The sequence below is a fragment of the Massilia sp. FBCC-B171 genome, assembly GCF_059134155.1.
In genome coordinates, this window is sequence record NZ_CP101443.1 from 1,145,374 (window position 1) to 1,170,176 (window position 24,803).

Sequence of the window (24,803 nt, forward strand, 5' to 3'; positions counted from 1 at the left end):
TTTGCGGTGCTTCACCGTTATTGCTCATGCATGAGGAGTGCGTTTATCCATGACTATTGCGCTTGTTCGACAGGTCACTGAAGCCTTGGCGGAGTTTTCTAGCAGAGGCAGGCTCTATGAGCTCACCATCGGCGATGGCGACAGCGCGCCGGCCTCGGGAAGCTTGCTGGTGGAAGCCTTTGCCGCCAGCGACGCCGTGCAGGCACCCGGCTACCGCGACGTGATTGTCCTGTCGACGAGCGCCCATCTCGACCCGGCCGCGCTGCTGGGCCAGCCGGCCGCGCTCGACATCAGCCTGGCCGACGGCAGTCGCGACCGCTTCGGCGGCGAGATCAGCGAAGTCGCGATGCTCGGCAGCGATGGCGGCTTGACGCGCTACCGGGTGCGCATCGTGCCCTGGATCTGGCGCCTCGGCCAAGTGCGCAACAGCCGCGTGTGGCAAGACAGGAGCGTCATCGAGATCGTCGACGCCGTCTTCACCGCCTACCAGCCCCTGGCGCGCTGGCGCTGGAGCGAGGAGACCAGCACCTTCATAACGCGGGCCATGCCACGGAGTTACTGCTGCCAGTACCGCGAGACCGATCTCGCTTTCGTTCAGCGCTTGCTGGCCGAAGAAGGCCTGGGCTGGCGCTGCGAACAGGACCATGACGGCGCCGGCCTGGTCCTGTTCGCCGACAGTACCCAGCCCTGCGCCGTCCCCGAGGATGCCAGCAGTCGAGCCAGCGGCGCCGTGCGCTTTCACGGCGTGCGGTCGGTGGAAAGCAGCGATACGGTGCAATCCGTGATTGCCCAGCGCCGCCTGCACGCCTCGCTGACAACCGTGCTCAGTGTCGACTACAAGGCGAAACAGGTCGTGGCCGGCAGTTCGCCCACCCGCATCGCCCAACACCGTAATCTGCCTGCCCTGGAGTCGTTCGACGTACCTGGCCAGTTTGCCTATGCCAACCGCGAGCAGGCGCTGCGCCATGCCGACCTGCAGATGCAGCGCCAGGAAGCACGCGCCGCCGTCTGGCACGGCCGCTCCACGGTGCGCACCCTGCGCGCCGGTACCCGGCTGACGATTAGCGACATGCCGCTGTCGGAGGCGCGCGAAGCCGGGTTCACGCTGCTGCGCGTGACCAGCGTCGGCGTCAACAACATGCCGCCGCCCGCCCAACATGCGCTGGCCGAACTGTTCGGGCCGATTCCTGAACTGCTGGACGAACTGACGCCGCGCGACGTCCCGCATGAGTTCGCGCTCACTATCTTTCAAGCGCGCCAGACCGGCTATGCCAACTGTTTCGACGCCATGCCGGCCGACGTGCCGTGGCGGCCGCAACTGATTGAGTCCGACAGCCGGCAGCGCATCCGGCCGACCGCGCACGGTTCGCAAACCGCCATCGTGATCGGCGCCGACGGCAACGACCAGCCGAACGGCGCCGACGAGCTCCATTGCGACCGCCTGGGCCGCGTGCGCATCCGCTACCACTGGCAGGACATCGGCGACGCCACCTGCTGGGTGCGCGTCGCCCAGCGCTCGGCCGGCGGCGGCATGGGCTGCCAATTCCTGCCGCGCATCGGACAAGAGGTGCTGGTCCAGTTCCTCGAAAACGACATCGACCGGCCGGTCATCGTCGGCGCCCTCTACAACGGGCAGGGGGAGGGCGGCATCGCACCGACTCCGGGCGGCGTCCGGGTGGCCGAGCCGCAAGCCCCGTTCAACCGCGCCCACGACCACGCCCCTTCCGCGCAGGGCAACCTGGCCGGCGGCAACAGCCCCGTCTGGCACGGCGCCTCCGGCGACAGCGCCGGCCACCGCAACGGCGCCGCCCAGTGGGGCATCCGCAGCAAGGAATTCGGCGGTGCCGGCTACAACCAACTGCTGTTCGACGACACCGACGCGCAAGGACGCGTGCAGCTGCGCAGCACCTGTGCATCGAGCGAACTGAACCTCGGACACCTGATCCACGCCGCCGACAATTACCGCGGTAGTTTCCGCGGCCAGGGCGCGGAACTGCGCACCGATGCCTACGGCGCCGTGAGGGCGGGCAGGGGTTTATTGGTGTCGAGCTACAAGCTCAATCACAGCGCGGCGCAACGTGATCCTACGGGCGAGAACCTGGGCGGTATCGCCATGCTCAATACAGCCGTAAAACTGGCGGAGAGCTTCAGTACGGCCGCCGTGACGCATCAGACGGTGGGGCTGGCAGCGCATCTGGGCGCGGCGAAGGCGAACACGAGCGCGCTCGATGAGAAGGCGGCGCCTTTGAAGGCGCTGCTGACCTCGGCCTCGGGCATGGTGGGCGCGGATTCATTCGATGCGGCGCTGGCGGACGCGGTTGCGAAAAATACCGGTGGCGGGAGCGGCAAGACGCCGCACGCGACCGATCCGATCATCGGCATCGCGGCTCGGGAAGGTTTTGGTGCGGTTGCAGGGCAGAGCGTGCAGCTGGCCAATGGCGAAAGTGTTGCGCTGATCAGTGGGCAGGATACGCAATTTGTCAGCGGTGGGCAGATGCGCGTTCATTGCGGGCAGGCGATCGGCGTTCTGGGCGGCGCGGTCAAGGCGGGGGAGGGCGGGCTCGGTCTGCAGCTCATCACTGGAAAGGATGCGATCGATATTCAGGCGCAGGCAGACGAGCTAAAGGTACAGGCGCGCGATGAAGTGAACGTGATCAGCGCGAATGCGCATATCGATTGGGCGGCGGCGAAGAAGATCAGTTTGTCGACGGCGGGTGGGGCGAATATCACGATCGAGGGCGGGAATATTACGGTGCAGTGTCCGGGAAAGATCAAGGTGCATGCGGGGAAGAAGAGTTTTGTCGGTCCGACTAAGCTTTCATACCCCCTCCCAACAATGCCGACGAGCATCTGTGTCGAATGTTTGATCAAAGCGCGCGACATGGGCTCTCCCTTTGTGCTGAGGTGAATATGACATCTTCTTCAGAAATCAGGCGGGCTGCCGAAGCCTACTTAGCGGCCAATACGAGTGATACTTTATACCTACTCATCGATCATGCAGGAATGAATGGTCTGGCTTGCAGACTCAAAAAAGACACAGTGAATTGGGCTAGCCTTTTCGATACAACGCCGGAGAGCGGCGCACTTGCCGTGGCACCTATTTTAGTCTTAATTGGACGAAACTCATCGCTGGAGGTAAGTAAGTCTTTAATCCGGTGGATAAGCGAGCAATCAACGAAGTCTTCCTCAGTGATTATGTTGGCATCCCAGCTTCCACTAATGGAATTACGAGACGAACTGACCCTACGTCTTGATGTAAAAATTTCTCAAAATATGGATGCGGTACTGCGATTTTTCGATCCGCGCATTTTTGAACAGTTGATCAAATTATTGACCGCCGAACAACTGGAAAATTTATGTAACCCTGGCAGGGTCTGGTGGTATGTCAATCGAAATGGACGACTTGTAAGAATTGAAAAAGAATTTCGGCATGTGGGAAGCGATTCTTATTCACTTGAGTTCAATGAAGAACAAGAGTTTTCTCTGATTAGTGCGTCGGAGCCGGATCAGGTGATGCGTATATTGATGAAGACAATGCCCGACCTCGAATCGCTAATGCCGGTTGATCGCTACGGTTTCATTGCCGACAATATTCGATCGGCGTCGCGTCTGGCGCTGTGCGCGATTTCTGATTTTGCACTCTACTCTGCGATGAAGATTCTTCACGGGGCCGAATTTGATACGTTGCCATATTGGCGGATCGCATTCGATGAAATTCGTTCTGGGCGACTCTCTTTCGCTGACGCTGTAGCGTCAAGCGAAGACATCGATTGGGAGAGCTAAGTGAGACTTATCAAAAAACCGTTTCCACGAATTATCGTAATTTCAGTCCTGATTGTGCTTTCACTTTCATTGCATTCTGGAGTAAATGCCCAGCCAGTCAAAAAGGAGGCAGCTAGTGAGAGAGATGCGAAAAAGTGGGAGATAGATATCGTTGGATTTAACTACACTGACAAAATTATAGATAGTTTCAGTGTTAATGGGGAGGGGGGCGGGAATGTCCTGCTGAGTTCGCGAACCAGCGGTGGCGGAAAATCTGTTTGTTGCATAACTATCCCGTATCAGAAGTCAGAAATTTCCCGAGTACGCGTGCGATGGCAGGTTGATGGATGCACGTATCTTACGCGCTCAAAAATTTCAGGAGAGGTTTTTGAAAACATATTTCCTTACTATAAACAAGCAGAAGTGCCGTTGTCCCTACCGGAAAAAATCAATCCGCAGCATTTGGAAGTTCATTTCTATCCGAACGGGTCTGTAAAGGCAGAGTTAACGGAATCTCTCTCGCTTCCGCGTATTTCGTTGAATGATAAACGATCCGACGTTTCAAATTTCCCAAGGTGCCGTGATGACAAAAAGCCGGAATGATGTCGTGGGAGATAGCAAGTCCCCTCCATTGCGTCCGGAGGGACACGGGCTGCGAACCGCTACAGACCAGGCAGCGCTTATAAACGCGGACTCATCGGCGTCAGTCTCCAAAATAAGTGGACTCGGAAGCGTCGCTGCCGCCATGTCGACAGCAAACTCATCGGATCAGCTGACAACGTGCAAGCAAACCCTTTGGTTCTCATTTTTTTTTGATGGCACTGGGAACAACCTCGCTGCTGACGAAGGATTCTCCAAACACAGTAATGTTGCAAAACTATTCCGCGCCCATGCAGCTAATGACACGGTGAGCGGCATTTATGCCCTCTACATTCCAGGTGTCGGCACATACTTCCCTGCTATAGGCGATGATGGCGGTAGCAAATTGGGACTAGGTACTGGCTCCATGGGTGAGGAGCGACTGGAGCACGCATTAAAAAAATTTGATGAATACTTGGCGCCACATTTAGGTCGCACCAAGGCATCACCTTCAGCACGCATTGTCGAGATCAATATGGCCTTTTTTGGGTTCAGCCGTGGTGCCGCACTAACGCGAGCTTTTCTGAACTTGGTTTTAAAAGAACGGTGTATTAAAGCCGGAGATACGTGGGTGCTGAAGTCTGGGCGTTGGCCGATGCGATTTAGGTTCATGGGCTTATTCGATACAGTCGCATCAGTAGGGTTGCCTATGAGTTCGAATACGACTAGCAAGGCGGGTGCAGCTTTGTCCAGTGTTAAATACATGATTAGCGACCGGCTGCAGAGTTATCTCGATACAAGACCTGACGCATTGGCATTCGCGGCAGGTGCCAAGCCAGGTGCGGATCCTGCTCCTGGGAAATACGACGGACACCAGAGCTGGGGTGGGCGGTTGACTGTTGATTACGCAGTTGAAGAAGTTCGACACTTCATTGCCGCGCACGAAACGCGCAACTCATTTCCAGTCGATAGTGTCAGCATACTACGCGATGGCGTAATTACGAAGCCGTCGCACTTCTATGAAACGGTTTATCCCGGAGCGCACTCCGACGTAGGCGGAAGCTATGCCCCTGGCGAAGGAGCGAGGAGCGATCTGCCGGCCGAGGGGTTAGGCTTGGTGCCGTTAATTCACATGTACAAATACGCAATCGCGAAAGGAGTACCTCTTCTGCCGGCAACTGCTTGGGCCAAAGGTAATAAAGCTGACTTCGAAATTAGTAAAACTCTCATTGAAACCTATAACGGATACCTAAAGAAGGTGGGAAATTATCGAGCATTAGGGCAGCTTATAAACAGGCATATGGCCTTATATTTTGCTTGGCGTTTCAGAGCAATAAAGATCAAAGCAGCGGGAGATAAGGTTGAAGCGTCTCGCGTGTCCGAGCGGCGCGACGAGTTCGCTAAAGAAGCCAAGCGAATTGATGAGGAAATATCGCTTCTTGAGAAGAAAGAGGCTATTGCAAATGCCGAGTTAAATACGGATATGTCCCGTCGTGCGAGCCAAACCGGCTATGCGTATGGAATGCCGGTTGTTAAACCGGCAAGTGGCGCTGCAGTTTCAGATATTCAAGCAGCGCAAGAAAAAAGGAAAAAAGCACGTGATGAGGTTCTCAAGGCAAAGGCACGTAAGTTAGCCAACCCAGATATGAGTGTGTTGTTGCAGATGCTTGATGTTTACGATGCTCAACTCGTAGCCGATGTGAAAGCTATTCGGAATGTTATTTCACGACGGGGAAATTTCGGAGTTGATTTGGCACTCGAAAAAGCGAAGGAGTTGCGTCCGCATTACAAAGCGTTGGTGGAAGCGTACGAAAACGAATTCGAAAGGAGTGCAGGCTTGACTGATCAAACGATAATCAGCTTCTTTGATAACTATGTTCATGATTCTCTCGCCGCCTTCGCTGGTGACGCGACGCTCCCGTCAGATCCGCGCGTTGTATATCTCGGCGGTGATGAAAAATACCAGTTTGCATCGAATCATGAAGGTGGCCTGATAGACGAAAAGATTCGAGGTACGTGTTAAGTCTCCTCAATGTAAACTGAGAATTTGAATTTGAAATAGATTTTGATTATTTTGACAATCAAATCTTTTAGAAAAACAAAAAAGGCGCCATGATCACTCATGACGCCTTCAATGTTTACTACTAAATTCGTGGTAGGCCGTGCGGGATTCGAACCTGCGACCAACGGATTAAAAGTCCGCTGCTCTACCAGCTGAGCTAACGACCCGAAAGAGGCAGCATTATAGCCGGTGAATCACGATTGCGCTAGTGCCAACGAAGGAAGGACTAGGAAGCCGACAGCGCCGCCGTCACCTTCAGCACTTCCTCGGCGGTCGTCGCGCCCTCGATGATCTTCATCGCCCCGGCAATGCGCAGCGGCTTCATCCCATCGAGCACACTCTGCTGGCGCAAGCCCACCAGGTCCGCTGCCTCGCCGATCCGGCGGGTGAATTCCTCCGACACCGTCAGCAATTCGTACAGGCCGGTCCTGCCGCGGTAGCCCGTCTGGCGGCATTCGGGGCAGCCGATGGGACGATACACCGTCGCCGGCTTCGGAAGCTTCCACGAACCACCCAGGCTTTCCCAGACGTCGTCGCTCAGCTCGGCGTCGGGCGCCTTGCAGTCGGGGCACAGGGTGCGCACCAGGCGCTGGGCCATGACGCCGATCAGGGTCGCTTCCAGCAGGTAGTCGGGCACGCCCAGTTCCAGCAGGCGCATCACGGCCGAGGGCGCGTCGTTGGTGTGCAGGGTGGACAGCACGAGGTGGCCGGTCAGGGCTGCCTGGATCGCCATCTCGGCTGTTGCCAGGTCGCGGATTTCGCCGACCATGATGATGTCGGGATCTTGCCGCATCAGCGCGCGCACGCCATCGGCGAACGACAGGTCGATCCCGGGCTGCACCTGCATCTGGTTGAAGGAGGCCTCGACCATCTCGATCGGATCTTCCACCGTGCAGACGTTCACTTCGTTCGTCGCCAAGGCTTTGAGGGTCGTGTAGAGCGTGGTCGTCTTGCCCGAGCCGGTCGGTCCGGTGACGAGGATGATGCCATGTGGACGGTTGGTGAGCGTATCCCAGCGCTGTGCGTCGTCCGCCGGGAAGCCCAGTTCCGGCAGCGTCTTGACGACGACTTCCGGATCGAAAATACGCATCACCAGCTTTTCGCCAAAGGCGGTCGGCATGGTCGAGAGGCGCAGTTCGACTTCCTGGCCGGCGTGGGTGCGGGTTTTGATGCGGCCATCCTGCGGGCGGCGCTTTTCGATGACGTCCATTCGTCCCAGCAGTTTGATGCGCGCCGTCATTGCCAGCATGACTGCCGCCGGCACCTGGTACACCTGGTGCAGCACGCCATCGATGCGGAAGCGGATGACCGCGATTTCGCGTTTCGGTTCCAGGTGGATGTCCGAGGCCCGCTGCTCGAAGGCGTAGCCCCAGAGCCAGTCGACGATGTTGACGATGTGCTGGTCGTTGGCGTCGAACTGTTTGTTCGTCTTGCCCATTTCGACCAGCTGCTCGAAATTGTTGCGCAGCGCGAGGTCCTGCGCGTTCGATTTACTGGCGTCGCGGATCGATTTGGCCAGGCTGAAGAACTGGGAAATGTACTGCGAGATATCGAGCGGGTTGGCCAGCACCAGGTCGATGCGCCGGCGCGACACTTTGGCAATCTCGGCTTCCCATTCCGTCGAAAACGGATCGCTTGTGGCCACCGTCAGCGTCGTCGTGCTGATATCGACCGGCAGGATATTGAAGCGCGCCGCGTAGCTGGCCGACATCACGTCGGCCACCCGGGTGAAGTCGATCTTCAACGGGTCGATGCGGATGAAAGGGATGCCGACTTTGGCCGCGCACCATTCGGTGAGGACGTCCAGCGTCAGCAGGCGGTGCGGCGGCTGGTTTGACACCAGCTTGCACTGCGCCACGGCGGTCAGCGGATGCATCGAGCCGGCCGCGTTTTTCAGGATGCCCTGGGCCTGGGCGAATTCCGCCTTGACCTTGTCCTTTTCGACGATGCCTTCGGCCAGCAGCCAAGAGAAAATGGTCTGCAAATCAAGCTTGCGTGGCCGCGCAGGGCTGCGGGGGAGGGAAGCGGGTTGCGGGTTGGCGTTCATGTTCCCTCTTTAAGCAATGACTAGCGCGACGCCTCGATACCCTTGAGCCAGGATTTCGCCGGCAGCTTGGTGGCGGCGACGATCTGGGCGGCCCGGGCAGCCAGCGCTGCGCTGTCGAGCTGGGGCCGGGTCTTGAAGCACAGGGCGACCACGTTCCCGTCATGCACTTCCGGCAGGCAGATCACGTGATCGAAGGCGAATTTCATCGCCTTGATGTTCTTGTTGTAGCTCGGGTGGTCGCCAAACAGGTTCACCGTCATGATGCCCTGGTCGCTCAGGCAGTCGTTGCAGGCCGTGTAGAACTCGGGCGTGTCGAGGACAGGACCGCGCGCGGTGGCGTCGTACAAATCGCACTGGAGGACATCGATGCTGCCATGGTTGGCCGGGTCCTCGACGAAATCGAGGGCATCCATTTCCAGGATCTGCAGACGCTCGTCGCGCGGCGGCAGCTTGAACATGGTGTCGCAGATGGCGATCACCGACGGGTTCAGCTCGATGGCCGTCACTTGCGCCTCGGGGAACTGGCGGTAGCAGTATTTGGTGAGCGTGGCCGAACCGAGGCCAAGCTGGGCGATGTGGCGCGGGCTCTCGATGAACAGCATCCAGGCCATCATCTGCTGGGCGTATTCGAGTTCCGGCCAATCGGGTTTGCGGATGCGCATCGCGCCTTGCACCCATTCGGTGCCGAAATGGAGATAGCGCACGCCGTCCTGTTCGGACAGCGTCACGGGCGCGAATTTTGGCTTACGGGCGGGACGGCGCGAGGATTCGGCCTGTTCGATGGATTTGCGTTTGATGAGCATGGGGCGACCTGGTTGAATCGCCCTATTATCGGGGTTCCCGCTACGCAAGTGCAACGAGAAAAGCTCGGTGCGGAGAAGGAGGTGCTTCTCCGCGCCAATAGCAATCAGTACTGTGCCGGTTCGACCGATACACGCAGGGGAATACGGTTGCCCGGATCGCGCTGCATGAAGGCGGTGTGGTTCTGGCCGCGGTATTCGTAGGTCACGTCGTAGCCGGTGGTGCGCGATTCGAAGGCGTCGACGGTACGGCACTGGCGCACGGCTTGTTCCTGCACGCCGTTGTAGTCCTGGCGGCCATTGTTTTCGACACGGTCACCGACCACGGCGCCGGCGATCGCACCGGCGGCGGTGGCTGCGACTCTGCCGTTGCCGCCACCGATCTGGTTGCCGAGCAGGGCGCCGGCAATGCCGCCGACGATCGAGCCGCCCGCGCCGCGCTGCTGCTGGACCGGTACCTGCTGGTAGTCGGTGCGGCATTCCTGGCGTGGCGTGCGGATCTGCTCGACACGCGGCTGTACGCGCACCACGCGGCCGAAGTCTTCGAATTCGGCAGCCTGGGCGAGCGGCAGTGCGCACAGTCCCAGCGCGGAAATCATCAGTTTGGTTTGCATGTTCATCAGAACCTCGTCATTGGTGCAGCTGGTTAGAAAGGATGTACGTCCACCCCTGTATGTTAAGCCCGCTGCGGCATGCGCGACAATCTGTGTGGCAACAAAATGTAACAGCCGTGCAGATCTCCAACAGACGCATCCAGAATGGAAAAACGCGCAAAACAGGCCCAATATTGCCCGAAAAGCGGCGCTTTCTTTCGAATTTAGGTCTGAAGGGCACATTCGGGTTGCTTCGGCTACCACAAAACGTTACCCTTACACGCTAAGGGTTATTGGCGCGTGGAAACGATTTAGGAGAACAGCGTTGCCGCCCGGGCAGGCATGGTGAACGGCCCCGGCGATTCGAACCACCCACCAAGTCGACTTGAGGGAAAAATGAGTATGTTGATGCGAGTGCCGTCCAATCTTGTGCAGTCCATTCGCGCCTACCGTGTGCCGGAACTGCAGGAAGAGGCGGCGCGACTGGGGCACCATTTCCTGTACGCGCATTGCGCGAACACGCTGACCAAGCAACAGGTGTGCGCCCGCATCGGCGAGAACTTTTATTTTTCCAAGCCCTGCAGCAAGAATTTCGACGCCCTGCGCAACTGCCTGACCACTACCCTGGCGGAAGCCGGCGCCCAGCCTGGTTTTCTCGTCGTGCTGGAGCAGCTGCCGAACACCCAGAAATTCGACAAGGAAGCGCGCGAGACCCTGCTCGACGTCTTCCGCGACGCGGCCGAATTCTGGGCCGAAAAGAAAGTCCCGTTCCGCGTTTTTTACTCCTTCGAAGTCGACCTGACGGCGCCGCGCCAGCCATAACCAGCAGCGCCCGGCGGCAGTGAGCCCCGGGGCCTTGCGGTACAATGCGCGCCATGAAAAATATCGTCATCCTCATTTCCGGCCGCGGCAGCAACATGGAAGCGGTTATCCGTGCGGCGCAGTCGGAAAGGTGGCCGGCGCGGGTCGCGGCAGTGATCAGTAACCGGCCCGATGCAGCGGGATTGGCTTTCGCGCAAAAACATGGCATCCCGACCGCCGTCGTGCCGAGCAAGGCGTTTGCCAGCCGTGACGAATTCGACGCCGCCCTGCAGCAGGAAATCGACCGTTTCAGCCCCGACCTGGTCGTGCTGGCCGGTTTCATGCGGATATTGACCTGCGCCTTCGTGGAACATTACGCGGGACGCATGCTGAACATCCACCCGTCGCTGCTGCCGGCATTCCCGGGCCTGGCAACGCACCGCCAGGCGCTCGACGCCGGTGTGCGCCAGCATGGCGCGACGGTGCATTTCGTCACCGCCGAGCTCGATCACGGTCCGGTCGTGGCGCAGGCCACGGTCGACGTCCTGCCGGGCGACACCGACGAGAGCCTGGCGGCACGGGTGCTGGTCGAGGAACACAAGCTCTACCCCTATGCCGTGCGCCTGTTCGTCGAAGACAGGCTCAGTATTGAACATGGCGTGGTACGCGTTCTGGACGCGCGCCTCGCTGACACCACCAGTCATTAAGTCAATAGTATTCATCAAGGATTTTCATGAGATTGCCACCAGCAATTCTCGGCAGTACCGAAGAGGTACTGCGCGAGATCTTGCGCTTTACGGCCCCGGCCGACGTCACCCTGTCGCGTTATTTCAAGGACCACCAGCGTCTCGGTTCGCGCGAGCGCGGCGTCGTCGCCGAAGCGGTGTATGCCGTTCTGCGCAATAAGACCTTCTTCACCGATTTCGGCGGCAGCGGCGGCACGCCGTCGATGCGCCGCCTGGCCCTGATGGGCCTGGCGGAAACGGCCGGGATCGAGTCGCTCAGCGGCTTGACCGAGGAAGAAACCGAATTCCTCACCCGTATCAAGGAAATCGACCGCAAGCTGCTGCCGCCGCTGGCGCAGGCGAACATGCCGCAGTGGCTGTACGACAAGCTGGTCGCCCAGTATGGCGAGGCAGAAGCGAAAGAACTGGCGGCCGTGCTGAACACGCCGGCGCCGCTCGATTTGCGCGTCAATTCGATCAAGGCGAACCGCGACGACGTCATCGCGACCCTGGCCGAGGCGCCGATCGTTGCCGTGGCGACTCCGTATTCGCCGCTGGGCCTGCGCGTGATGAAGAAGCCGACGCTGCAGAACCTGCCGCTGTTCAAGGATGGCGCGATCGAGGTGCAGGACGAGGGCAGCCAGGTGCTGGCCCAGATACTGGCCGCGCGCCGCGGCGAGATGGTGGTCGACTTTTGCGCCGGCGCCGGCGGCAAGACGCTGGCCCTGGGCGCGACGATGCGCAACACCGGTCGCCTGTACGCCTTCGACGTGTCTGAAAAGCGTCTCTCGAAGCTCAAGCCGCGCCTCGCGCGCAGCGGCCTGTCGAACGTGCACCCGGTCCTGATCGCGCACGAACGCGATGCCAAGATCAAGCGCCTGGCCGGCAAGATCGACCGCGTGCTGGTCGACGCGCCGTGCTCGGGCCTCGGCACCCTGCGCCGCAATCCGGACGTCAAATGGCGCCAGCCTGAGTCGGCCGTGGCCGAGATGCAGGAAAAGCAGGCCTCGATCCTGGACGGCGCCGCGCGCCTGCTCAAGGGCGGCGGGCGCCTGGTGTACGCCACCTGCTCGCTCTTGAACGAAGAGAACGAATTCATCGTCGAGCAATTCCTTGCTTCGCACCCGGATTTCGATCTGGTGCCGATGAGCAAAGTGCTGGCCGAGCAGAAGATTGAACTCGAGATGGACCAGTACCTGAAGCTCTTGCCGCACAAGCACCAGACCGACGGCTTCTTCGCCGCCGTGCTGGAGCGTAAGCCGATGGCGCCGAAAAAGCCGAAGGCCGAGGCGGTCGAGGCGGACGACGCAGTTGTCGAAGAAGAGTAAACCTTAAAGGAACCGCGCCAAGATGCCATTGACCGACCTGTTGCAGGATTTATTAGAGGACATCAACAATCCACGCATCCTGTGGCAGGCCCTGGCCATCATCGGCGCGGTCGTCATCGGCCTGCTCCTGTCGCGCTTCATTCGGCGCAGCTGGCTGCACGAAGACGAATCGCGCAACGCCCTGCAGCGCATCGGCGTGGAGGGTTTCGGCCGGGTACTGGCGCCGCTCCTGATCGCGGCCCTGGTCTGGGGCGCCAAGGTCTTCCTGGCACGCCAGCAAAGCGTTCACCTGCTGAGCGTGGCGCTGCCGCTGTTCACCTCGATGGCGCTGATCCGCATCGTGTTCTACCTGCTGCGGCGCGTGTTCGCGCGCCACGGGCAGATCGGCACGGCGCTGCAAACCTTCGAAAAAATCCTGGCGCTGATCGTCTGGGTGGGCGTTGCGCTCTACCTGACCGGCATGTGGCCCGACCTGATCGACTTCCTCGACCACAAGGTCCTGCCCATCGGGAAGGCACGACCCTCGCTGCTCGATATCCTGCAGGGCCTGGTGTCGGTCGTGGTCCTGATGATGCTGGCCCTGTGGGCGGGCGCCGCGCTCGACGACCGGCTGATGGGCCTGGAAGGCCTGCACACCTCGTCGCGGGTGGTACTGGCACGCATGAGCCGTGCGCTCCTGATTCTGATTTCGGTGCTGGTCAGCCTGCGCCTGGTCGGGCTCGATCTCACCGTCCTCTCGGTCTTCGGCGGGGCGCTGGGCGTCGGTCTCGGTCTGGGCATGCAGCGTATCGCCAGTAACTATGTCTCCGGCTTCATCATCCTGCTCGAACGCAGCCTGTCGATCGGCGACCCGATCACGGTCGACAAGTATTCCGGCCGCGTCACGCGCATCAACACGCGCACGACGGTGCTGCACGCGCTTGACGGCACGCAAACCCTGCTGCCGAACGAAATGCTAATCACCGGCGTGGTACTCAACCAGGCCGCGACCAACAAGGCCGTGCGCCTCACCACGCGCCTGACGGTGGCCTACGACAGCAACCTCGACGAAGTGATGGCGCTGCTGGTGCGCCAGGCCGACGGTGTCGAGCGCGTGGTCGAGGACCCGGCGCCGACGGTCCAGCTGAACGCCTTCGGACCCACCGGCTACGAGCTGGAACTGGGCTTTTCGGTCGTTGACGCGGAAAAGGGGACGGGAAGCGTGATCTCCGCCGTGAACAAGAATATCTATGCGCTGGTGCATTCCGGCGCCATCCGATTGGGCTTGCCGGCCCAGCCTCTCCCAGTTTGATGCACACTTGGCATGAATGTGTCGCACATTGCGCGCTGTGACGCAATTTACTGCGTCCATCGTGCCGTGCGTCACGAGAAGTGCGTAGAATGCGGGTGGCGGCCCGGTCCCTGACCGCCCTTGATGACCCTCTCCCAGAAAAGACGGCATGCACAGACAGCAATTACTCTTGGAGCCTTAATGAGCTTTAGCAACATCCTGCATTCGGTACTCGAATTCCTGAATACCGGCATCGTCGGCCTGTCCGGCTGGGAAGTCGTTCTGTATACCCTGATCGTGACCCACATCACGATCGCCAGCGTCACCATCTACCTGCACCGCCACCAGGCCCACCGCGCGCTCGAACTGCACGCGATCCCGAGCCATTTCTTCCGCTTCTGGCTGTGGCTGACCACCGCGCAGATCACGAAAGAGTGGGCGGCGATCCACCGCAAGCACCACGCGAAGTGCGATACCGAGGAAGATCCGCACAGCCCGGTCACGCGCGGCATCAAAAAAGTGCTGCTCGAAGGCGCCGAACTGTATCGCGTCGAGAGCAAGAACGCGGAAACCCTGGCCAAGTATGGCCATGGCACCCCGGACGACTGGCTCGAGCGCAACGTGTACAGCAAGCACAGCATCGCCGGTGTCTCCGCGCTGCTCGTGATTAACGTCGCGCTGTTCGGCATCATCGGCATCACGGTCTGGGCAGTCCAGATGATGTGGATTCCGATCACCGCGGCCGGCATCATCAATGGCCTGGGCCACTGGTGGGGCTACCGCAATTACGATTGCGCCGATGCGGCCACCAACATCTTCCCGTTTGGCATCCTGATCGGCGGCGAAGAGTTGCACAACAACCACCATACCCACGCCACCTCGGCCAAGCTGTCGAGCAAGTGGTACGAGATCGACATGGGCTGGGGCTATATCCGCGCCCTCGAGATGATGGGCCTGGCGAAGGTGAAGAAAGTCGCGCCGGAGCCGAAGTTCGCCAAGAACAAGCAGATTGCCGACCACGACACGCTGCAGTCGGTCATCACCAACCGCTACGACGTGATGGCAAAGTATGCCAAGTCGGTGAAACTGGCCTTCCACGAAGAACTGGAACACCTGAAAGACAAGGCCTTGCTGGAAAAGCGTTTCCTGAAGTCGTCGCGCAAGCTGCTGCAGCGCGAGCCGGGCAAGCTGGAGCTGTCGCAAAAAGAGCAACTGATCGAGCTCTTCAAGCACAGCAAGGCGCTGGAAACGATGCACCAGATGCGCGTGGAACTGGGCGCCATCTGGGAGCGTTCGCACTCGACCCGCGACCAGCTGCTGCAGCAGTTGCAGGACTGGTGCGCACGCGCCGAGGCGTCGGGCATCAAGTCGCTGCAGGAATTTTCACTGCGCCTGCGCAGCTACGCGTAACGCGGCATAGCTTGTTTAATAAGAAAGGCTCCCACGGGAGCCTTTTTTCATGGGCGTTCAGATCCGCCTGAGTTGCGCGATCCGCTGGCGCGTCAGCATGGCCTGGACCGAGATCGGATCAGACCGCAGGCCCGCGGCAGCAAGAAAAGGCCGCCAGGCGTCGCGATAGGCGAGCCAGACGCGTTCGGTGCTGCGCACGGCTTCGCGCTCGACGGTGGAATAGCGGATGCGCTCCGGATGGTTTTCCTGCTCGGATGGGATGCGCATTACTTTCTGGTAGTGGACATTCAACTGGCGGTCGAGCTGCGCCAGTTCCTGCGCACTGGCGCGCGGGAGCTTGCCGCTGGCCGCCTTCAGCAAGGTTTCCATGAATTCCTCGTCGCGCCGTCCGGCGTGCCGGGATGCGAACCCGGCGCCGCCGGTCCCGCTCATGTCCACCTCGTCGACCGACTTCGCCGCAAATGCTTCGGCTGCCTGGCGCAAGCGCGCGAAGGGCTGGCGTGCCGGCGCCGGCAAACTTGCCGCGAAGCGCTCCAGGCGTGCGCCGCGCACCCGGTCGTCGCGTTCTTCGCTGATCGCGCTGCACACGCCGCCCATGCGGCCGCTCGTGATGTGGTCGCACAGGTCGAAGGGCTGGCCATCGGTGGCGGCGGCAGGGGAGGCGAGGTAGGCGACGCGGCCTTCCATCTCGGCCTTGGCGGTATCGAGCTTGCAGGCGTGGTAGATGGCGCGCTCGAGGTCGCGCGGTGCGCCATAGCCGTTGGCGCTTAGCATCATCAGGACGGCATCGTTGCCGTTCGCCTCGGCGCAGGCCTGCACCTGGCGCCACTCGGCGGGCGAGGTGCTTGCCTGGTCGCGCTTCAGGTAGTAGAGGCTGGTCGCATCGCATCGCATCGCCGGTTTGACCGGCGCCGGTGGCGGCGCAAGGCGCGCGGCGCGCATGCAATGCCGATGCCAGTCTTCACCCTTGTCAAACGGCACGCCGAAGCCCTCGGTATTCGGGTACAGGGGCGGATCTGCCTGGGCGGCACCCGAATTGCATGTCCACAGCAAGGAAGCGGCCAGGGCAGCAGAGCGCAGGAGATGTGGGCGGCGCGACATGGGAAGGGTATTGTCGGGTTCGAAACCCATTCATCATACGCGCCGGTGCTTGTCAAAAAATCACCAATTGTCACAATCCGGCGTATAAAGCAAAAAAGCCGCGCACTTGCGTGGGCGGCTTTTCTTGAACAAGTCCAGGATCGATTACTTGATCTTGGTTTCCTTGTATGCAACGTGCTTACGTGCCTTTGGGTCGAACTTGATGATTTCCATCTTCGCCGGCATCGTGCGCTTGTTTTTGGTGGTGGTGTAGAAGTGACCAGTACCTGCGGTCGATTCCAGCTTGATTTTGTCGCGGCCAGTTTTTGCCATGATAGCTCCCTAATTAGACTTTTTCGCCACGAGCGCGCATGTCGACCAGAACTGCGTCGATGCCCAGCTTGTCGATGACGCGCAGGCCGGCGTTGGACAAACGCAGCGAGACCCAGCGGTTTTCGGATTCGACGTAGATGCGACGATTCTGCAGGTTAGGCAGGAAACGGCGTTTCGTTTTGTTGTTTGCGTGGGAGACGTTGTTGCCAACCATCGGACCCTTGCCAGTAACTTGGCAGACACGTGCCATAGCGCACTCCTTAAAGATAAACTTCCGAATTCGGAAAAACGAGAGTATAGCGTGAAAACCATCACGGAATCAATCACTTGCAGAAAACAATTGTGTCATACTCGTCGGCATAAATTTAACAATTGTAAAATCAAGGTTAGCGCCTTGTTTTGACGCAGTTAATTGAACATTGCCGCTAGAGTTGCCCATGCTCGGCGAAGGAATGCACCTGTGTTCCGGCCACCACAAAATGGTCGAGCACGCGCACGTCGATCAGGGCCAGGGCCTGGGTCAGGGCGCGCGTGAGTTTCAGGTCGGCCTCGCTTGGTTCTGCCATGCCCGACGGATGGTTATGTGCCAGCATCACGCCCGAGGCATTGCGGCGCAGGGCGGCCATGACGACCTTGCTTCATATGTTCGGTGAACCTTTATCCGAGTCTCCCAATTCCCAAGCGGCTGAACTTCCTAAATCACCCATCCCCCAACGAGAAACGGCGCTATCGACTCCCCCGTTTGCCAGTCTCGGAACTGTTCGATAAGCCTGCCGAAGTTACCGTAAAGGGTCTCTAGGCGATCAAGCCAAACTTTCCGTGAAGAGTTGAGCAGGCGCAACAAGAACCGCAACCAGATTTCCCATTTGGACTGCACCCGTTTGCCCGGCTGTGCGTACAGCCTGGTCAGTTCGACCTTGGATTGCTGCAGCCTCTCCCCTCCGTGAGCCTAGTTCCTTCGTCGATTTTGCTTTTTGCCCCGTTTTCACAACGTTCCTCGTCCAATTCGCTATCGAGGCCTTGAGCCAACGAGCAAGCTGATCCTGACGCACAAGGGTTACAAATTTCATCTCAACATAAAGCGCCGGGTGAACTGGGCCGGTGAGCCAGTCGATTACCTAGCGTGCGACAGCTTGCAATCACACGTCACGAAGCTGTACAGGGACGCCGGCATACGGGGTGGTCTTCGCACAGCGGCAGACGCACGATGGCGTCCAGGCTAGTCCAGCAAGGAGCGGCCGTGGAAACCGTCCAGCTGCTGCTCGGACACACTGAGCTGGACCATGTGCGCCCATACCTTCACTTGTCTCCGCAGCGACTCGAGCAGATGTTCGCAGATGTCCTTTGAAAGCATCAACGGACGTGTGCTCTTCACTTTTGGTTCTAGCGAAAACTGAAAAATCGTCAACTTCTCGTGGACCCAAATGTCCCTTAGCTATAAAATTGCTTCATTGGAACACGCTGCGGGCTGCGCTCGGGGAATCCGCGCACAGCAGCATTAGCGGCCCGCACGACGGGCATGGTGCGTGGAGAGCCGGTGCAGGGCCGGCAAACGGGAAAAACCCGGCTTTCGCGCGCGAAAGTCATCAAGGAAAACCCGGCGCCCGCGCGGCGCCCCGATCCGGCCGGCGCCGGCGTGAGGAAAAGACATGAATAGAGGTATGAAGCTTGCCGTAGTAGCACACGTACTTGGAACTATGATGGCCGTCGCGCTCGGCTGGTTCTTTCCCATGTGGCTACCGTTGTTCGAGGAGGTGCGTCCTGCTCAGTACACCTTTTCTACCGTAGCCGGAGCTTGGGGAGTGTGGAAGCTCTATGAAATGCTGACTGGCAAAGACAAGTTGGCGAACGACACGTCCAAGCATTTTGGGAAGAAGAAGTAAGGAGAAGGAATACAAATTGAAGACACACCTGGACACTACTTTTCCTGCACCCGAATTTGATCTGCAAATTGCTGATTGGCTTTCGCACTGGTCGCCTGACCCGCACGACTATGGCGGCCCGACGCTGCGTGTTGGAATCATTGCCGAATCCAATGGACAGAAGACGGTCTACCGTGCGATCGATGGTGATGGGAGCAGCGAGATGCGAAAGGTGTATGAGTTTCTTGAGTCGATCGGCCTCGTAGACCTCCAACTTTACGGGCATCCGCGGTTCAACTGTATCTATGGCTTGGCCGCTGATCGAATTGCTCCTGGTCAGAAGTTTTCGGTCACAGCGCTGTCAGGCTGACGTGGTTGGTTCGCTAAGGAAAAGATCATGAGCGCGATTATCAGCAGTTGTGGGACGTACCGATACCGACTCGAAAGGGACGTTCAACCCAGCGGCCCAGTGTTCGCGTATTTTGGCGTGAACGGGTCGACCGCTACTGCTACCGAGGATGACCACACGGTGCGGAAGTGGATTGGGTTCACCAAAGCCAATGGCGGCCGGGGCTTCATCGTTGGCAACGCCTTCGCGTACCGTGCCACAGACGTCACGACATTGGCATCTGTTGCCGATCCGGTCGGCCCCGAGAACGATGTCCACCTCGCGCAGATCATTGCTGATGCCGAGATCCTCGTTCCATGCTGGGGGAGGCGAACGAAGTTGCCGCAGCGCCTACGTGCGCGACTTGACGACCTCCGTGATCGACTGCTGGCATCGGGAAAGCCCGTGCTGACTTTGGGTTTTACAACCAGTGGCGATCCGTTGCATCCGTTGACGCTCGCGTACTCCACGCCGCTGACTGAATGGAAAAGGTGAAGGAAAACCCAACGGATTGCGCAGCTGCGCGCCAAGTGGGACATTTAAGGCGGAGGGAAAATGACAACAAGACTGACCAAAAGCCACCTCGTCTATGGAGAAGATGGGAACCGTCTGACGGTCGATGAGCTGCGCATCGTCACCGACCATATTCCTCTCAGCACAGGAAGGACCGAGAAGGTCTACAGTAGACCGTCCTTCACAGTCGAAGTCAAAGGCGAAATACTTCAGCTGAGGGAGCTATTAGAAGCAAGTGGGAGGACGTTCGCGCCGAGAACAGTTTTCGAAGACGAGGCCGGAAGGAAGTACGTCAACACAGAATATATGGACAAGTTCATATCTTCGAAATAGCTCTGCGGCTAAGAGATAGGAAAACGAACATGAACTTCAAAGCGATCGCGGCATTAGCATTTTTCACAGCAACCATCACCAGTGCGGACTTATCGTTTGCAGCGCAGCCACAGACAGGCATGGCGGCGAGTCGCAGCGGGGTCACTGCATTGTCAAGAAAGGTCGACGCTATTGGCATGGGCTGGACGCGGAAGGCAGTCATTAGTACGCTCGGTGCGCCCTCGAACGTCATTGCGCCGGGAAAGCTGAAGGCTAACGATATCGACCGCGGGCCGGAGATCGAATACGTTCTGACCTGGGACAATCCTGGCTGCTCACGCATCGAAGTATTTTTCGATGCACGCAATCGGGTCACCGGAAGCGATGCTGGCCGCATGTGTGCTTATCCCATGAAACCGCTGGCAAGTAGTTATTCGTGCTCGAAGCAATCCAACCTCAAATACTGCCGCTAAGGCGAACGAGCATACAGTCTAGGAAAACAATGACGAAAAAGGTTATAGCTCTCGTTCTCGTATATGCGGGACTTATGTCTCAGACCGCTGCCTTTGGGGCATGCTTGCCCTCAGATATCAAGCCGCAGGAGGTGGACGAAGCATCTATGAAGGTTCGAGCAGCCCGTAAAGCTATGGAACGGTCATTGACCGAATCAAATCCCGAACTAAACAAAATAATTGAGATTACCCGGGCGACCCATTCGATTACCGGGAATGCCGACTGGTTCTTCGATATGACCTTTATTCACGCACGAATGCGCGACAGCAATGATCGTAAACTTGTAGCTGACGTTTTCCAAAACAAGGCGGACATCGTAGTCGCAATGATGGATCAAAGCGCTAAAAATATTGAACGTGTCACCGGAGGCATTAGGACTGCAGGGCTGGCAGCACAAGCCGTTGCCCTATCCGCTCAGGTTTCCGCGCTCCAAAAGTTAGTTGCGGTCTGCCGATAGGAAAATAACCTGGTGCCGGTGGGCGCCCCGCCACCGGCCGGTAGCCGGGACCATGAAATTGAAAGGCATTCGATGAGTATCCAAGGTTTCGATCCGAACTTCGAGTTGGTACGTCAAGGCCTGTCCAGTATTGAATTTTTCCGCGAGCTGTATTCTTCGTCGCCCACTTCCACTGCTAATTCTCAGGCGGTCATCGACGGTATGCGAGCGAAAGCAGAAGGCATGAAGAAATCGAATCCGCACGCCGCGGCGTTGTTTGAGAACGTCGCAGCAGGCCTGGAGCTTTACATCGGACTGAAACCTCTTAGCCCGTAACTCCCAGCATTACCCAAGCCGCGCTCGACGCGGCTGAGGCACTGAGAGATTCGGGCGTGGTGCCTGGTCTGTGATATGAATGGGATATGTGGATAAATTTCGATCGGAATACATTGACCAGTATGCTTCTGCGCTCATGCTGGAAATGGTAAAAGGAAAAGGGCTCATCGCCCCTGAAGATCTACCTAAGTACGTTGAGCAAAGCACCACTCTCGCAGGCTTAATGCGCGATAAGTTGGAGGCACTTCGGGCACAGGATTCGAAGCGAGTAAAACGATGATGCAGAGTGAAACATGACGAATCAGCGCCACCATGTCAAACGGGACCACGAGCGCTTCCAAGTAGGGTTGCTATTAAAAGCGCTTAATGCTAGACATCGGTCGGACTTTGTGGTGATTTCTGAGCCAGACCCGCCAGAAGCAATAATAAAGTCGGGGCTGACTACACGGTGGGTGGAGGTAGTCACGGTTTTTTTGAACGAAGATTTTGCTAGAGACTTAAACTCGTTCGTTACAGAGGGTGAACCGCACCATTCGATCTCTGGGACGCTTATCGTAGGGCCAGATGAACAGTTTGCCGAGCGATTCGTCTCTAACGTGCAGGCAAAGCTTCAAAAAAAATCCTATGAAGAATTTCGCGACTCCTTTGGCCCTGGATATTTGCTGGTCTCGATCCATAACCCCTTCTTTGACGACCAGACACTAAACATGATCCAGGAGCAGTGGCGCGCATCAAAGCTAAATAACCTCGGATGCTTTAGGTCGATCTACTTAACGTATCGAGTGGAGCAAGGATATAAGGTAAAAAGATGGGTGCCTCCCGCCGTCAACTCGGCCTTTAGCGTTTGAAAACACTGGGTTTTCGCGACCCGTCTCCCTCGGCACGCATCAGAGAGAAGACACCGACGGGCGCTCCGTACGAAAAACTGTTCAAGCTCCGCCGGCCTTATGCGACTGCCCGTTCCTGAAAGTGGGTGCGATTGAGCTTGCACCCGGCCGCCGGGATAGGATCCTGGAGACGCTGGTATCCGGTGATCGTTCGACCTTCCACTGCCATAAGATCGTCCACAAGAGCCGCCTTGGTGGCAACTCGGATGACGAAAGGAGCTACGACGCCAGCGCTCACGAAAGCATGCGCCGGCGCGATGATCTACCTGGAGAAGCTGGGCCGGCCGACAGTAGAAATGCTCATAGGATGCATACTGAGCATGTGTTCGCCGGACGACTTGGCGCCGCATTTTGATGCGGTCATCGAGCCGGCCAACTGAGCAAGGAAAACCTGCGCCTGACGGCGCCCGCACTCGGCCGGTAGCCGTGAAGAAGATGACGATATGGGACAGGCGAGGCAACGCGGAAGTAGAGAAGTACGTGCTGCACAAGCTGTAGCACGAGTCGAGGCGATCAAGCCTGAGACGATTGTCTGCAATAACTGCAAGGCCGAGATTTCGGATATCCATACGATGGACGTTCGTGGAATGCTCGGGATCGACGGAGCGTTCGCCGGGATGTGTGATTGTGGTCACACGACCTGGGCAGTCGCCGGTCAACCGGAGGCTGTCGCCGGATTGATGGAATCGCTGCACGAGACAACTGGCGGAGAATCGATTCTTGGTTCTATGCCGATTAAGCGAAACTAAATCGGAAAACACGTGAACGCACTTAGGTTCAGTATAAACAATATGAGATGGCAGTTCTTCACTAAGGTTTTTTTCTCGGCTTTTCTCGCCCTGACAACGAACGGTGCATTCGCACAGAATTCTTACGTATGCATACCGGATAAAGCCAGCGGCTTTCAATACAAGTCTGCAACCAAGAGTTGGGAACCCACTAACTTCGACGCGAAATCTGAAAAGAGGTTGTTAAAGAAAAAAGCGGACGGATGGGAGTGGATTGATCTCCAGAGCAAGGAATCGACGTTTTGTGGGCAGATGTTTGGGTACGGAGTGCTTCAATGCCAGCTTAGAGAAGGCAACGTAATGTTCGATTCAGATTCAAAAAATTACGTGGAATCGTATATGCACGGTTATGCATTTGGCGGACCGATAAAACCTGGACGAAAGAGCGAAACAAACTCAACCTACCTAGTAATTGGGACATGCACACCCCTATAGCATGATAAATACTATGGAATTAGCCATGTTTTATCGACTGCGTAATTTGAATTGACGGGATGCATTTGGGACGGAAGGTCCGCAGAATTTTTAATGCGATTGTGTTCATGACTTGCGTCCTTAGAGAAACCTAGGAAAACAGCATACCTAGCGTAAAAATGAAGAAACTATTCGCCGTATTTCTGGCAGCCCTTTCGCTGGCGGTCTTCACGCTGGCAGCCTCTCGTGTCGTCGTGACTGAGTTATATCCGACGAATGCTGCATACATACGCAGCCATATCAGTGCTGTAGCCAAGAAGAAGGCTTTCGACTTGCAGGGCGCGAAGCAGGCAGGTTACAACGATGAGGAAATTGCGGACTACTTTGCCAAATCGAACTTGGCCGATTTCGACCACATATGGTCACAGATCGTCCTGCTTGCGACTGCGACGTCGGCGGCCCTTGTTTTTGGCACTCTCGTTTGGGATTTGCGTCGACGCCAAAAGGGCAAACTAGACGCGTCGAAAGCACAGTCTAAGTAAGAAGCGGAAAATAGGAAAAATGGGAACTTCGGACGTCATCGCAGTGCTTGCACTATGCGCTTCAGCTGGCTCTGCGCTATATGCGCGCTGGGCGGGGAAGGCGGCACAGCGTGCTAACGAAATCGCGATACACAACGAGCGCCTGAGAATATACAAAGGGCTCCTGGAGTTCCGAGCCATCTTAACCACCAGGGGGCCAAGCTTCCCCGATGACGAACTGTGGAAGTTCGCGGATTTAGTTCTGCTGAGTGAGTTTTACTTCTCGAAAGCGGCGCATGAGGCAATGCAGAGATTGCTCGACGATGGCAATCAGACTAAGGTTCGATACGAACTCTGGCAGTCCATGAAAGATTCGTGCGGGGACACCGCTACAGCTACTCGTGCAATGAACGACTTGCACCGCGCAACTCGGGACCGGTGTGGGGCGGTAGCAGACATGTTGAAGCCAGATTTGCTCCTGCATGCCAACAAACCGTCGTGGATAGTTTAGACAGGAAAACCGCACAGCAGCATCCACGGCCCGCATGACGGGCCGGGTGCATTGAGAGAGTCGGCACGGTGCCGGCGAACGAGGAAAATCAAATGACGCAGCCTGTAATCTTTATCTCGCAAGAGGTACTAAGTGACTCGCTTTCTGAAGTAGGAAATGCTGAGACCTTTAGCAATAGCATCGTTGCACTGATAGATGGTGGATTCGACGTGGCACTTGGGCCAGAGTCCGCTCCAACCAAAGTGTTCACCAACTCGGAAGAGTTTTACGATTGGTTCAGTGACCTGGAGGATGAGTTGAACGATGATCCGGACGGCGAGCTCGACGCCGACGATCCTCAACTGGACGCAATCGAATACGAAAATATAAGGGAAGAGATTGGCCATCCTGCTGATGATGATTCGCTGTCGCCGAAGGGCATGGATCAAGCTGAAGTGCGTGCAGGTTTGCGGGACCCCGACTAAGTGACGAACTCTCGGAAACCTGCGTTTAGAACGCCCGGTAGTCGGCCGGACGCCGACACTTTTGAGCA

26 protein-coding genes, 1 tRNA gene and 1 pseudogene are annotated in these 24,803 nt (G+C 57.8%); 20 read left to right on the plus strand and 8 right to left on the minus strand.

Annotation, left to right across the window (positions count from 1 at the left end):
* Positions 1–49 precede the first annotated feature (49 nt).
* The 4 genes from NMB41_RS05125 (at position 50) to NMB41_RS05140 (ending at position 6,364) form a co-directional block, all read left to right on the plus strand.
* On the plus strand, positions 50–2,908 hold the full coding sequence (locus tag NMB41_RS05125) for a type VI secretion system Vgr family protein (protein ID WP_494381402.1): 2,859 nt from the start codon (positions 50–52) through the stop codon (positions 2,906–2,908).
* A 2-nt stretch (positions 2,909–2,910) separates the two neighbouring features.
* The gene (locus tag NMB41_RS05130) at positions 2,911–3,783 is read left to right on the plus strand and encodes a DUF4123 domain-containing protein (RefSeq protein ID WP_494381403.1); all 873 of its coding nucleotides are present in this window, start codon (positions 2,911–2,913) and stop codon (positions 3,781–3,783) included.
* Positions 3,784–4,365 (plus strand): DUF3304 domain-containing protein, encoded by a 582-nt coding sequence (locus NMB41_RS05135; protein ID WP_494381404.1) that lies wholly within the window; start codon positions 3,784–3,786, stop codon positions 4,363–4,365. It abuts the gene before it with no gap.
* A gap of 142 nt (positions 4,366–4,507) precedes the next feature.
* Positions 4,508–6,364 (plus strand): T6SS phospholipase effector Tle1-like catalytic domain-containing protein, encoded by a 1,857-nt coding sequence (locus tag NMB41_RS05140; protein WP_494381405.1) that lies wholly within the window; start codon positions 4,508–4,510, stop codon positions 6,362–6,364.
* 130 nt (positions 6,365–6,494) lie between these two features.
* On the opposite strand, the gene NMB41_RS05145 is transcribed toward NMB41_RS05140, so the two are convergent.
* The 4 genes from NMB41_RS05145 to NMB41_RS05160 form a co-directional block, all read right to left on the minus strand.
* A tRNA-Lys gene (locus tag NMB41_RS05145) sits at positions 6,495–6,570 on the minus strand.
* 59 nt (positions 6,571–6,629) lie between these two features.
* The gene (gene tfpB / locus NMB41_RS05150) at positions 6,630–8,450 is read right to left on the minus strand and encodes a type IV pilus assembly ATPase TfpB (protein ID WP_494381406.1); all 1,821 of its coding nucleotides are present in this window, start codon (positions 8,448–8,450) and stop codon (positions 6,630–6,632) included.
* 20 nt (positions 8,451–8,470) lie between these two features.
* Complete coding sequence (locus NMB41_RS05155; protein WP_494381407.1) at positions 8,471–9,253, minus strand: spermine/spermidine synthase domain-containing protein; 783 nt, start codon at positions 9,251–9,253, stop codon at positions 8,471–8,473.
* A gap of 104 nt (positions 9,254–9,357) precedes the next feature.
* Positions 9,358–9,870: a glycine zipper 2TM domain-containing protein gene (locus tag NMB41_RS05160; RefSeq protein WP_494381408.1), complete on the minus strand. Its 513-nt coding sequence runs from the start codon at positions 9,868–9,870 to the stop codon at positions 9,358–9,360.
* Positions 9,871–10,239: 369 nt separating this feature from the next.
* Between NMB41_RS05160 and NMB41_RS05165 the strand changes: the two genes are divergently transcribed.
* From NMB41_RS05165 to NMB41_RS05185, 5 genes are all read left to right on the plus strand, one after another.
* Entirely contained in the window at positions 10,240–10,665 is a 426-nt protein-coding gene (locus NMB41_RS05165) for a barstar family protein (protein ID WP_494381409.1), read from the plus strand.
* A 53-nt stretch (positions 10,666–10,718) separates the two neighbouring features.
* Positions 10,719–11,351, plus strand: a complete 633-nt coding sequence (gene purN, locus NMB41_RS05170) for a phosphoribosylglycinamide formyltransferase (protein WP_494381410.1) — start codon at positions 10,719–10,721, stop codon at positions 11,349–11,351.
* Positions 11,352–11,377: 26 nt separating this feature from the next.
* On the plus strand, positions 11,378–12,697 hold the full coding sequence (locus NMB41_RS05175; RefSeq protein WP_494381411.1) for an RsmB/NOP family class I SAM-dependent RNA methyltransferase: 1,320 nt from the start codon (positions 11,378–11,380) through the stop codon (positions 12,695–12,697).
* 22 nt (positions 12,698–12,719) lie between these two features.
* Complete coding sequence (locus NMB41_RS05180) at positions 12,720–13,988, plus strand: mechanosensitive ion channel family protein (RefSeq protein WP_494381412.1); 1,269 nt, start codon at positions 12,720–12,722, stop codon at positions 13,986–13,988.
* A gap of 180 nt (positions 13,989–14,168) precedes the next feature.
* A complete protein-coding gene (locus NMB41_RS05185) occupies positions 14,169–15,377 on the plus strand; it encodes a DesA family fatty acid desaturase (protein WP_494381413.1) in 1,209 nt (402 codons plus the stop codon).
* Between the two features lie 57 nt (positions 15,378–15,434).
* Here NMB41_RS05185 and NMB41_RS05190 read toward each other — a convergent pair whose 3' ends face one another.
* The 4 genes and pseudogenes from NMB41_RS05190 to NMB41_RS05205 form a co-directional block, all read right to left on the minus strand.
* Positions 15,435–16,508: a lysozyme inhibitor LprI family protein gene (locus NMB41_RS05190; RefSeq protein ID WP_494381414.1), complete on the minus strand. Its 1,074-nt coding sequence runs from the start codon at positions 16,506–16,508 to the stop codon at positions 15,435–15,437.
* 114 nt (positions 16,509–16,622) lie between these two features.
* A complete protein-coding gene (gene rpmG / locus NMB41_RS05195; RefSeq protein ID WP_056157216.1) occupies positions 16,623–16,790 on the minus strand; it encodes a 50S ribosomal protein L33 in 168 nt (55 codons plus the stop codon).
* Between the two features lie 13 nt (positions 16,791–16,803).
* Positions 16,804–17,040, minus strand: coding sequence for a 50S ribosomal protein L28 (gene rpmB, locus NMB41_RS05200; RefSeq protein ID WP_379784994.1), 237 nt, complete (start codon positions 17,038–17,040; stop codon positions 16,804–16,806).
* 175 nt (positions 17,041–17,215) lie between these two features.
* Positions 17,216–17,425 (minus strand): annotated as a pseudogene (locus NMB41_RS05205) (JAB domain-containing protein); the annotation flags it as partial.
* 572 nt (positions 17,426–17,997) lie between these two features.
* Here NMB41_RS05205 and NMB41_RS05210 point away from each other — a divergent pair.
* From NMB41_RS05210 to NMB41_RS05260, 11 genes are all read left to right on the plus strand, one after another.
* On the plus strand, positions 17,998–18,138 hold the full coding sequence (locus NMB41_RS05210) for a hypothetical protein (protein ID WP_494381415.1): 141 nt from the start codon (positions 17,998–18,000) through the stop codon (positions 18,136–18,138).
* Between the two features lie 313 nt (positions 18,139–18,451).
* Positions 18,452–18,673, plus strand: a complete 222-nt coding sequence (locus tag NMB41_RS05215) for a hypothetical protein (protein ID WP_494381416.1) — start codon at positions 18,452–18,454, stop codon at positions 18,671–18,673.
* 16 nt (positions 18,674–18,689) lie between these two features.
* Positions 18,690–19,022 carry a hypothetical protein gene (locus NMB41_RS05220; protein ID WP_494381417.1) on the plus strand — a complete coding sequence of 111 codons (333 nt, stop codon included), beginning with the start codon at positions 18,690–18,692 and terminating at the stop codon, positions 19,020–19,022.
* Positions 19,023–19,049: 27 nt separating this feature from the next.
* Positions 19,050–19,535, plus strand: coding sequence for a DUF1643 domain-containing protein (locus NMB41_RS05225; RefSeq protein ID WP_494381418.1), 486 nt, complete (start codon positions 19,050–19,052; stop codon positions 19,533–19,535).
* 60 nt (positions 19,536–19,595) lie between these two features.
* Positions 19,596–19,886 (plus strand): hypothetical protein, encoded by a 291-nt coding sequence (locus NMB41_RS05230; protein WP_494381419.1) that lies wholly within the window; start codon positions 19,596–19,598, stop codon positions 19,884–19,886.
* Between the two features lie 29 nt (positions 19,887–19,915).
* Positions 19,916–20,338 carry a hypothetical protein gene (locus tag NMB41_RS05235; protein ID WP_494381420.1) on the plus strand — a complete coding sequence of 141 codons (423 nt, stop codon included), beginning with the start codon at positions 19,916–19,918 and terminating at the stop codon, positions 20,336–20,338.
* 29 nt (positions 20,339–20,367) lie between these two features.
* On the plus strand, positions 20,368–20,835 hold the full coding sequence (locus tag NMB41_RS05240) for a hypothetical protein (RefSeq protein WP_494381421.1): 468 nt from the start codon (positions 20,368–20,370) through the stop codon (positions 20,833–20,835).
* Positions 20,836–20,907: 72 nt separating this feature from the next.
* On the plus strand, positions 20,908–21,150 hold the full coding sequence (locus tag NMB41_RS05245) for a hypothetical protein (protein ID WP_494381422.1): 243 nt from the start codon (positions 20,908–20,910) through the stop codon (positions 21,148–21,150).
* 293 nt (positions 21,151–21,443) lie between these two features.
* Entirely contained in the window at positions 21,444–21,998 is a 555-nt protein-coding gene (locus NMB41_RS05250; RefSeq protein ID WP_494381423.1) for a hypothetical protein, read from the plus strand.
* A 1,420-nt stretch (positions 21,999–23,418) separates the two neighbouring features.
* Positions 23,419–23,781 (plus strand): hypothetical protein, encoded by a 363-nt coding sequence (locus tag NMB41_RS05255; protein WP_494381424.1) that lies wholly within the window; start codon positions 23,419–23,421, stop codon positions 23,779–23,781.
* 582 nt (positions 23,782–24,363) lie between these two features.
* Positions 24,364–24,735 carry a hypothetical protein gene (locus NMB41_RS05260; RefSeq protein ID WP_494381425.1) on the plus strand — a complete coding sequence of 124 codons (372 nt, stop codon included), beginning with the start codon at positions 24,364–24,366 and terminating at the stop codon, positions 24,733–24,735.
* Positions 24,736–24,803 lie beyond the last annotated feature (68 nt).

Bases quoted from the DNA above. Each gene is read 5' to 3' on its own strand.
- NMB41_RS05140 (WP_494381405.1), top strand. From the start codon at position 4,508: ATGTCGACAGCAAACTCATCGGATCAGCTGACAACGTGCAAGCAAACC.
- rpmG (WP_056157216.1), bottom strand. From the start codon at position 16,790: ATGGCAAAAACTGGCCGCGACAAAATCAAGCTGGAATCGACCGCAGGT.
- purN (WP_494381410.1), top strand. From the start codon at position 10,719: ATGAAAAATATCGTCATCCTCATTTCCGGCCGCGGCAGCAACATGGAA.
- NMB41_RS05260 (WP_494381425.1), top strand. From the start codon at position 24,364: ATGACGCAGCCTGTAATCTTTATCTCGCAAGAGGTACTAAGTGACTCG.
- NMB41_RS05250 (WP_494381423.1), top strand. From the start codon at position 21,444: ATGACGAATCAGCGCCACCATGTCAAACGGGACCACGAGCGCTTCCAA.
- NMB41_RS05130 (WP_494381403.1), top strand. From the start codon at position 2,911: ATGACATCTTCTTCAGAAATCAGGCGGGCTGCCGAAGCCTACTTAGCG.
- NMB41_RS05240 (WP_494381421.1), top strand. From the start codon at position 20,368: ATGACGAAAAAGGTTATAGCTCTCGTTCTCGTATATGCGGGACTTATG.
- NMB41_RS05155 (WP_494381407.1), bottom strand. From the start codon at position 9,253: ATGCTCATCAAACGCAAATCCATCGAACAGGCCGAATCCTCGCGCCGT.
- NMB41_RS05190 (WP_494381414.1), bottom strand. From the start codon at position 16,508: ATGGGTTTCGAACCCGACAATACCCTTCCCATGTCGCGCCGCCCACAT.
- NMB41_RS05125 (WP_494381402.1), top strand. From the start codon at position 50: ATGACTATTGCGCTTGTTCGACAGGTCACTGAAGCCTTGGCGGAGTTT.
- rpmB (WP_379784994.1), bottom strand. From the start codon at position 17,040: ATGGCACGTGTCTGCCAAGTTACTGGCAAGGGTCCGATGGTTGGCAAC.
- NMB41_RS05215 (WP_494381416.1), top strand. From the start codon at position 18,452: ATGAAGCTTGCCGTAGTAGCACACGTACTTGGAACTATGATGGCCGTC.
- NMB41_RS05255 (WP_494381424.1), top strand. From the start codon at position 23,419: ATGAAGAAACTATTCGCCGTATTTCTGGCAGCCCTTTCGCTGGCGGTC.
- NMB41_RS05230 (WP_494381419.1), top strand. From the start codon at position 19,596: ATGACAACAAGACTGACCAAAAGCCACCTCGTCTATGGAGAAGATGGG.
- NMB41_RS05165 (WP_494381409.1), top strand. From the start codon at position 10,240: ATGAGTATGTTGATGCGAGTGCCGTCCAATCTTGTGCAGTCCATTCGC.
- NMB41_RS05245 (WP_494381422.1), top strand. From the start codon at position 20,908: ATGAGTATCCAAGGTTTCGATCCGAACTTCGAGTTGGTACGTCAAGGC.
- NMB41_RS05225 (WP_494381418.1), top strand. From the start codon at position 19,050: ATGAGCGCGATTATCAGCAGTTGTGGGACGTACCGATACCGACTCGAA.
- NMB41_RS05160 (WP_494381408.1), bottom strand. From the start codon at position 9,870: ATGAACATGCAAACCAAACTGATGATTTCCGCGCTGGGACTGTGCGCA.
- NMB41_RS05180 (WP_494381412.1), top strand. From the start codon at position 12,720: ATGCCATTGACCGACCTGTTGCAGGATTTATTAGAGGACATCAACAAT.
- NMB41_RS05210 (WP_494381415.1), top strand. From the start codon at position 17,998: ATGGCGTCCAGGCTAGTCCAGCAAGGAGCGGCCGTGGAAACCGTCCAG.
- NMB41_RS05235 (WP_494381420.1), top strand. From the start codon at position 19,916: ATGAACTTCAAAGCGATCGCGGCATTAGCATTTTTCACAGCAACCATC.
- NMB41_RS05185 (WP_494381413.1), top strand. From the start codon at position 14,169: ATGAGCTTTAGCAACATCCTGCATTCGGTACTCGAATTCCTGAATACC.
- NMB41_RS05175 (WP_494381411.1), top strand. From the start codon at position 11,378: ATGAGATTGCCACCAGCAATTCTCGGCAGTACCGAAGAGGTACTGCGC.
- tfpB (WP_494381406.1), bottom strand. From the start codon at position 8,450: ATGAACGCCAACCCGCAACCCGCTTCCCTCCCCCGCAGCCCTGCGCGG.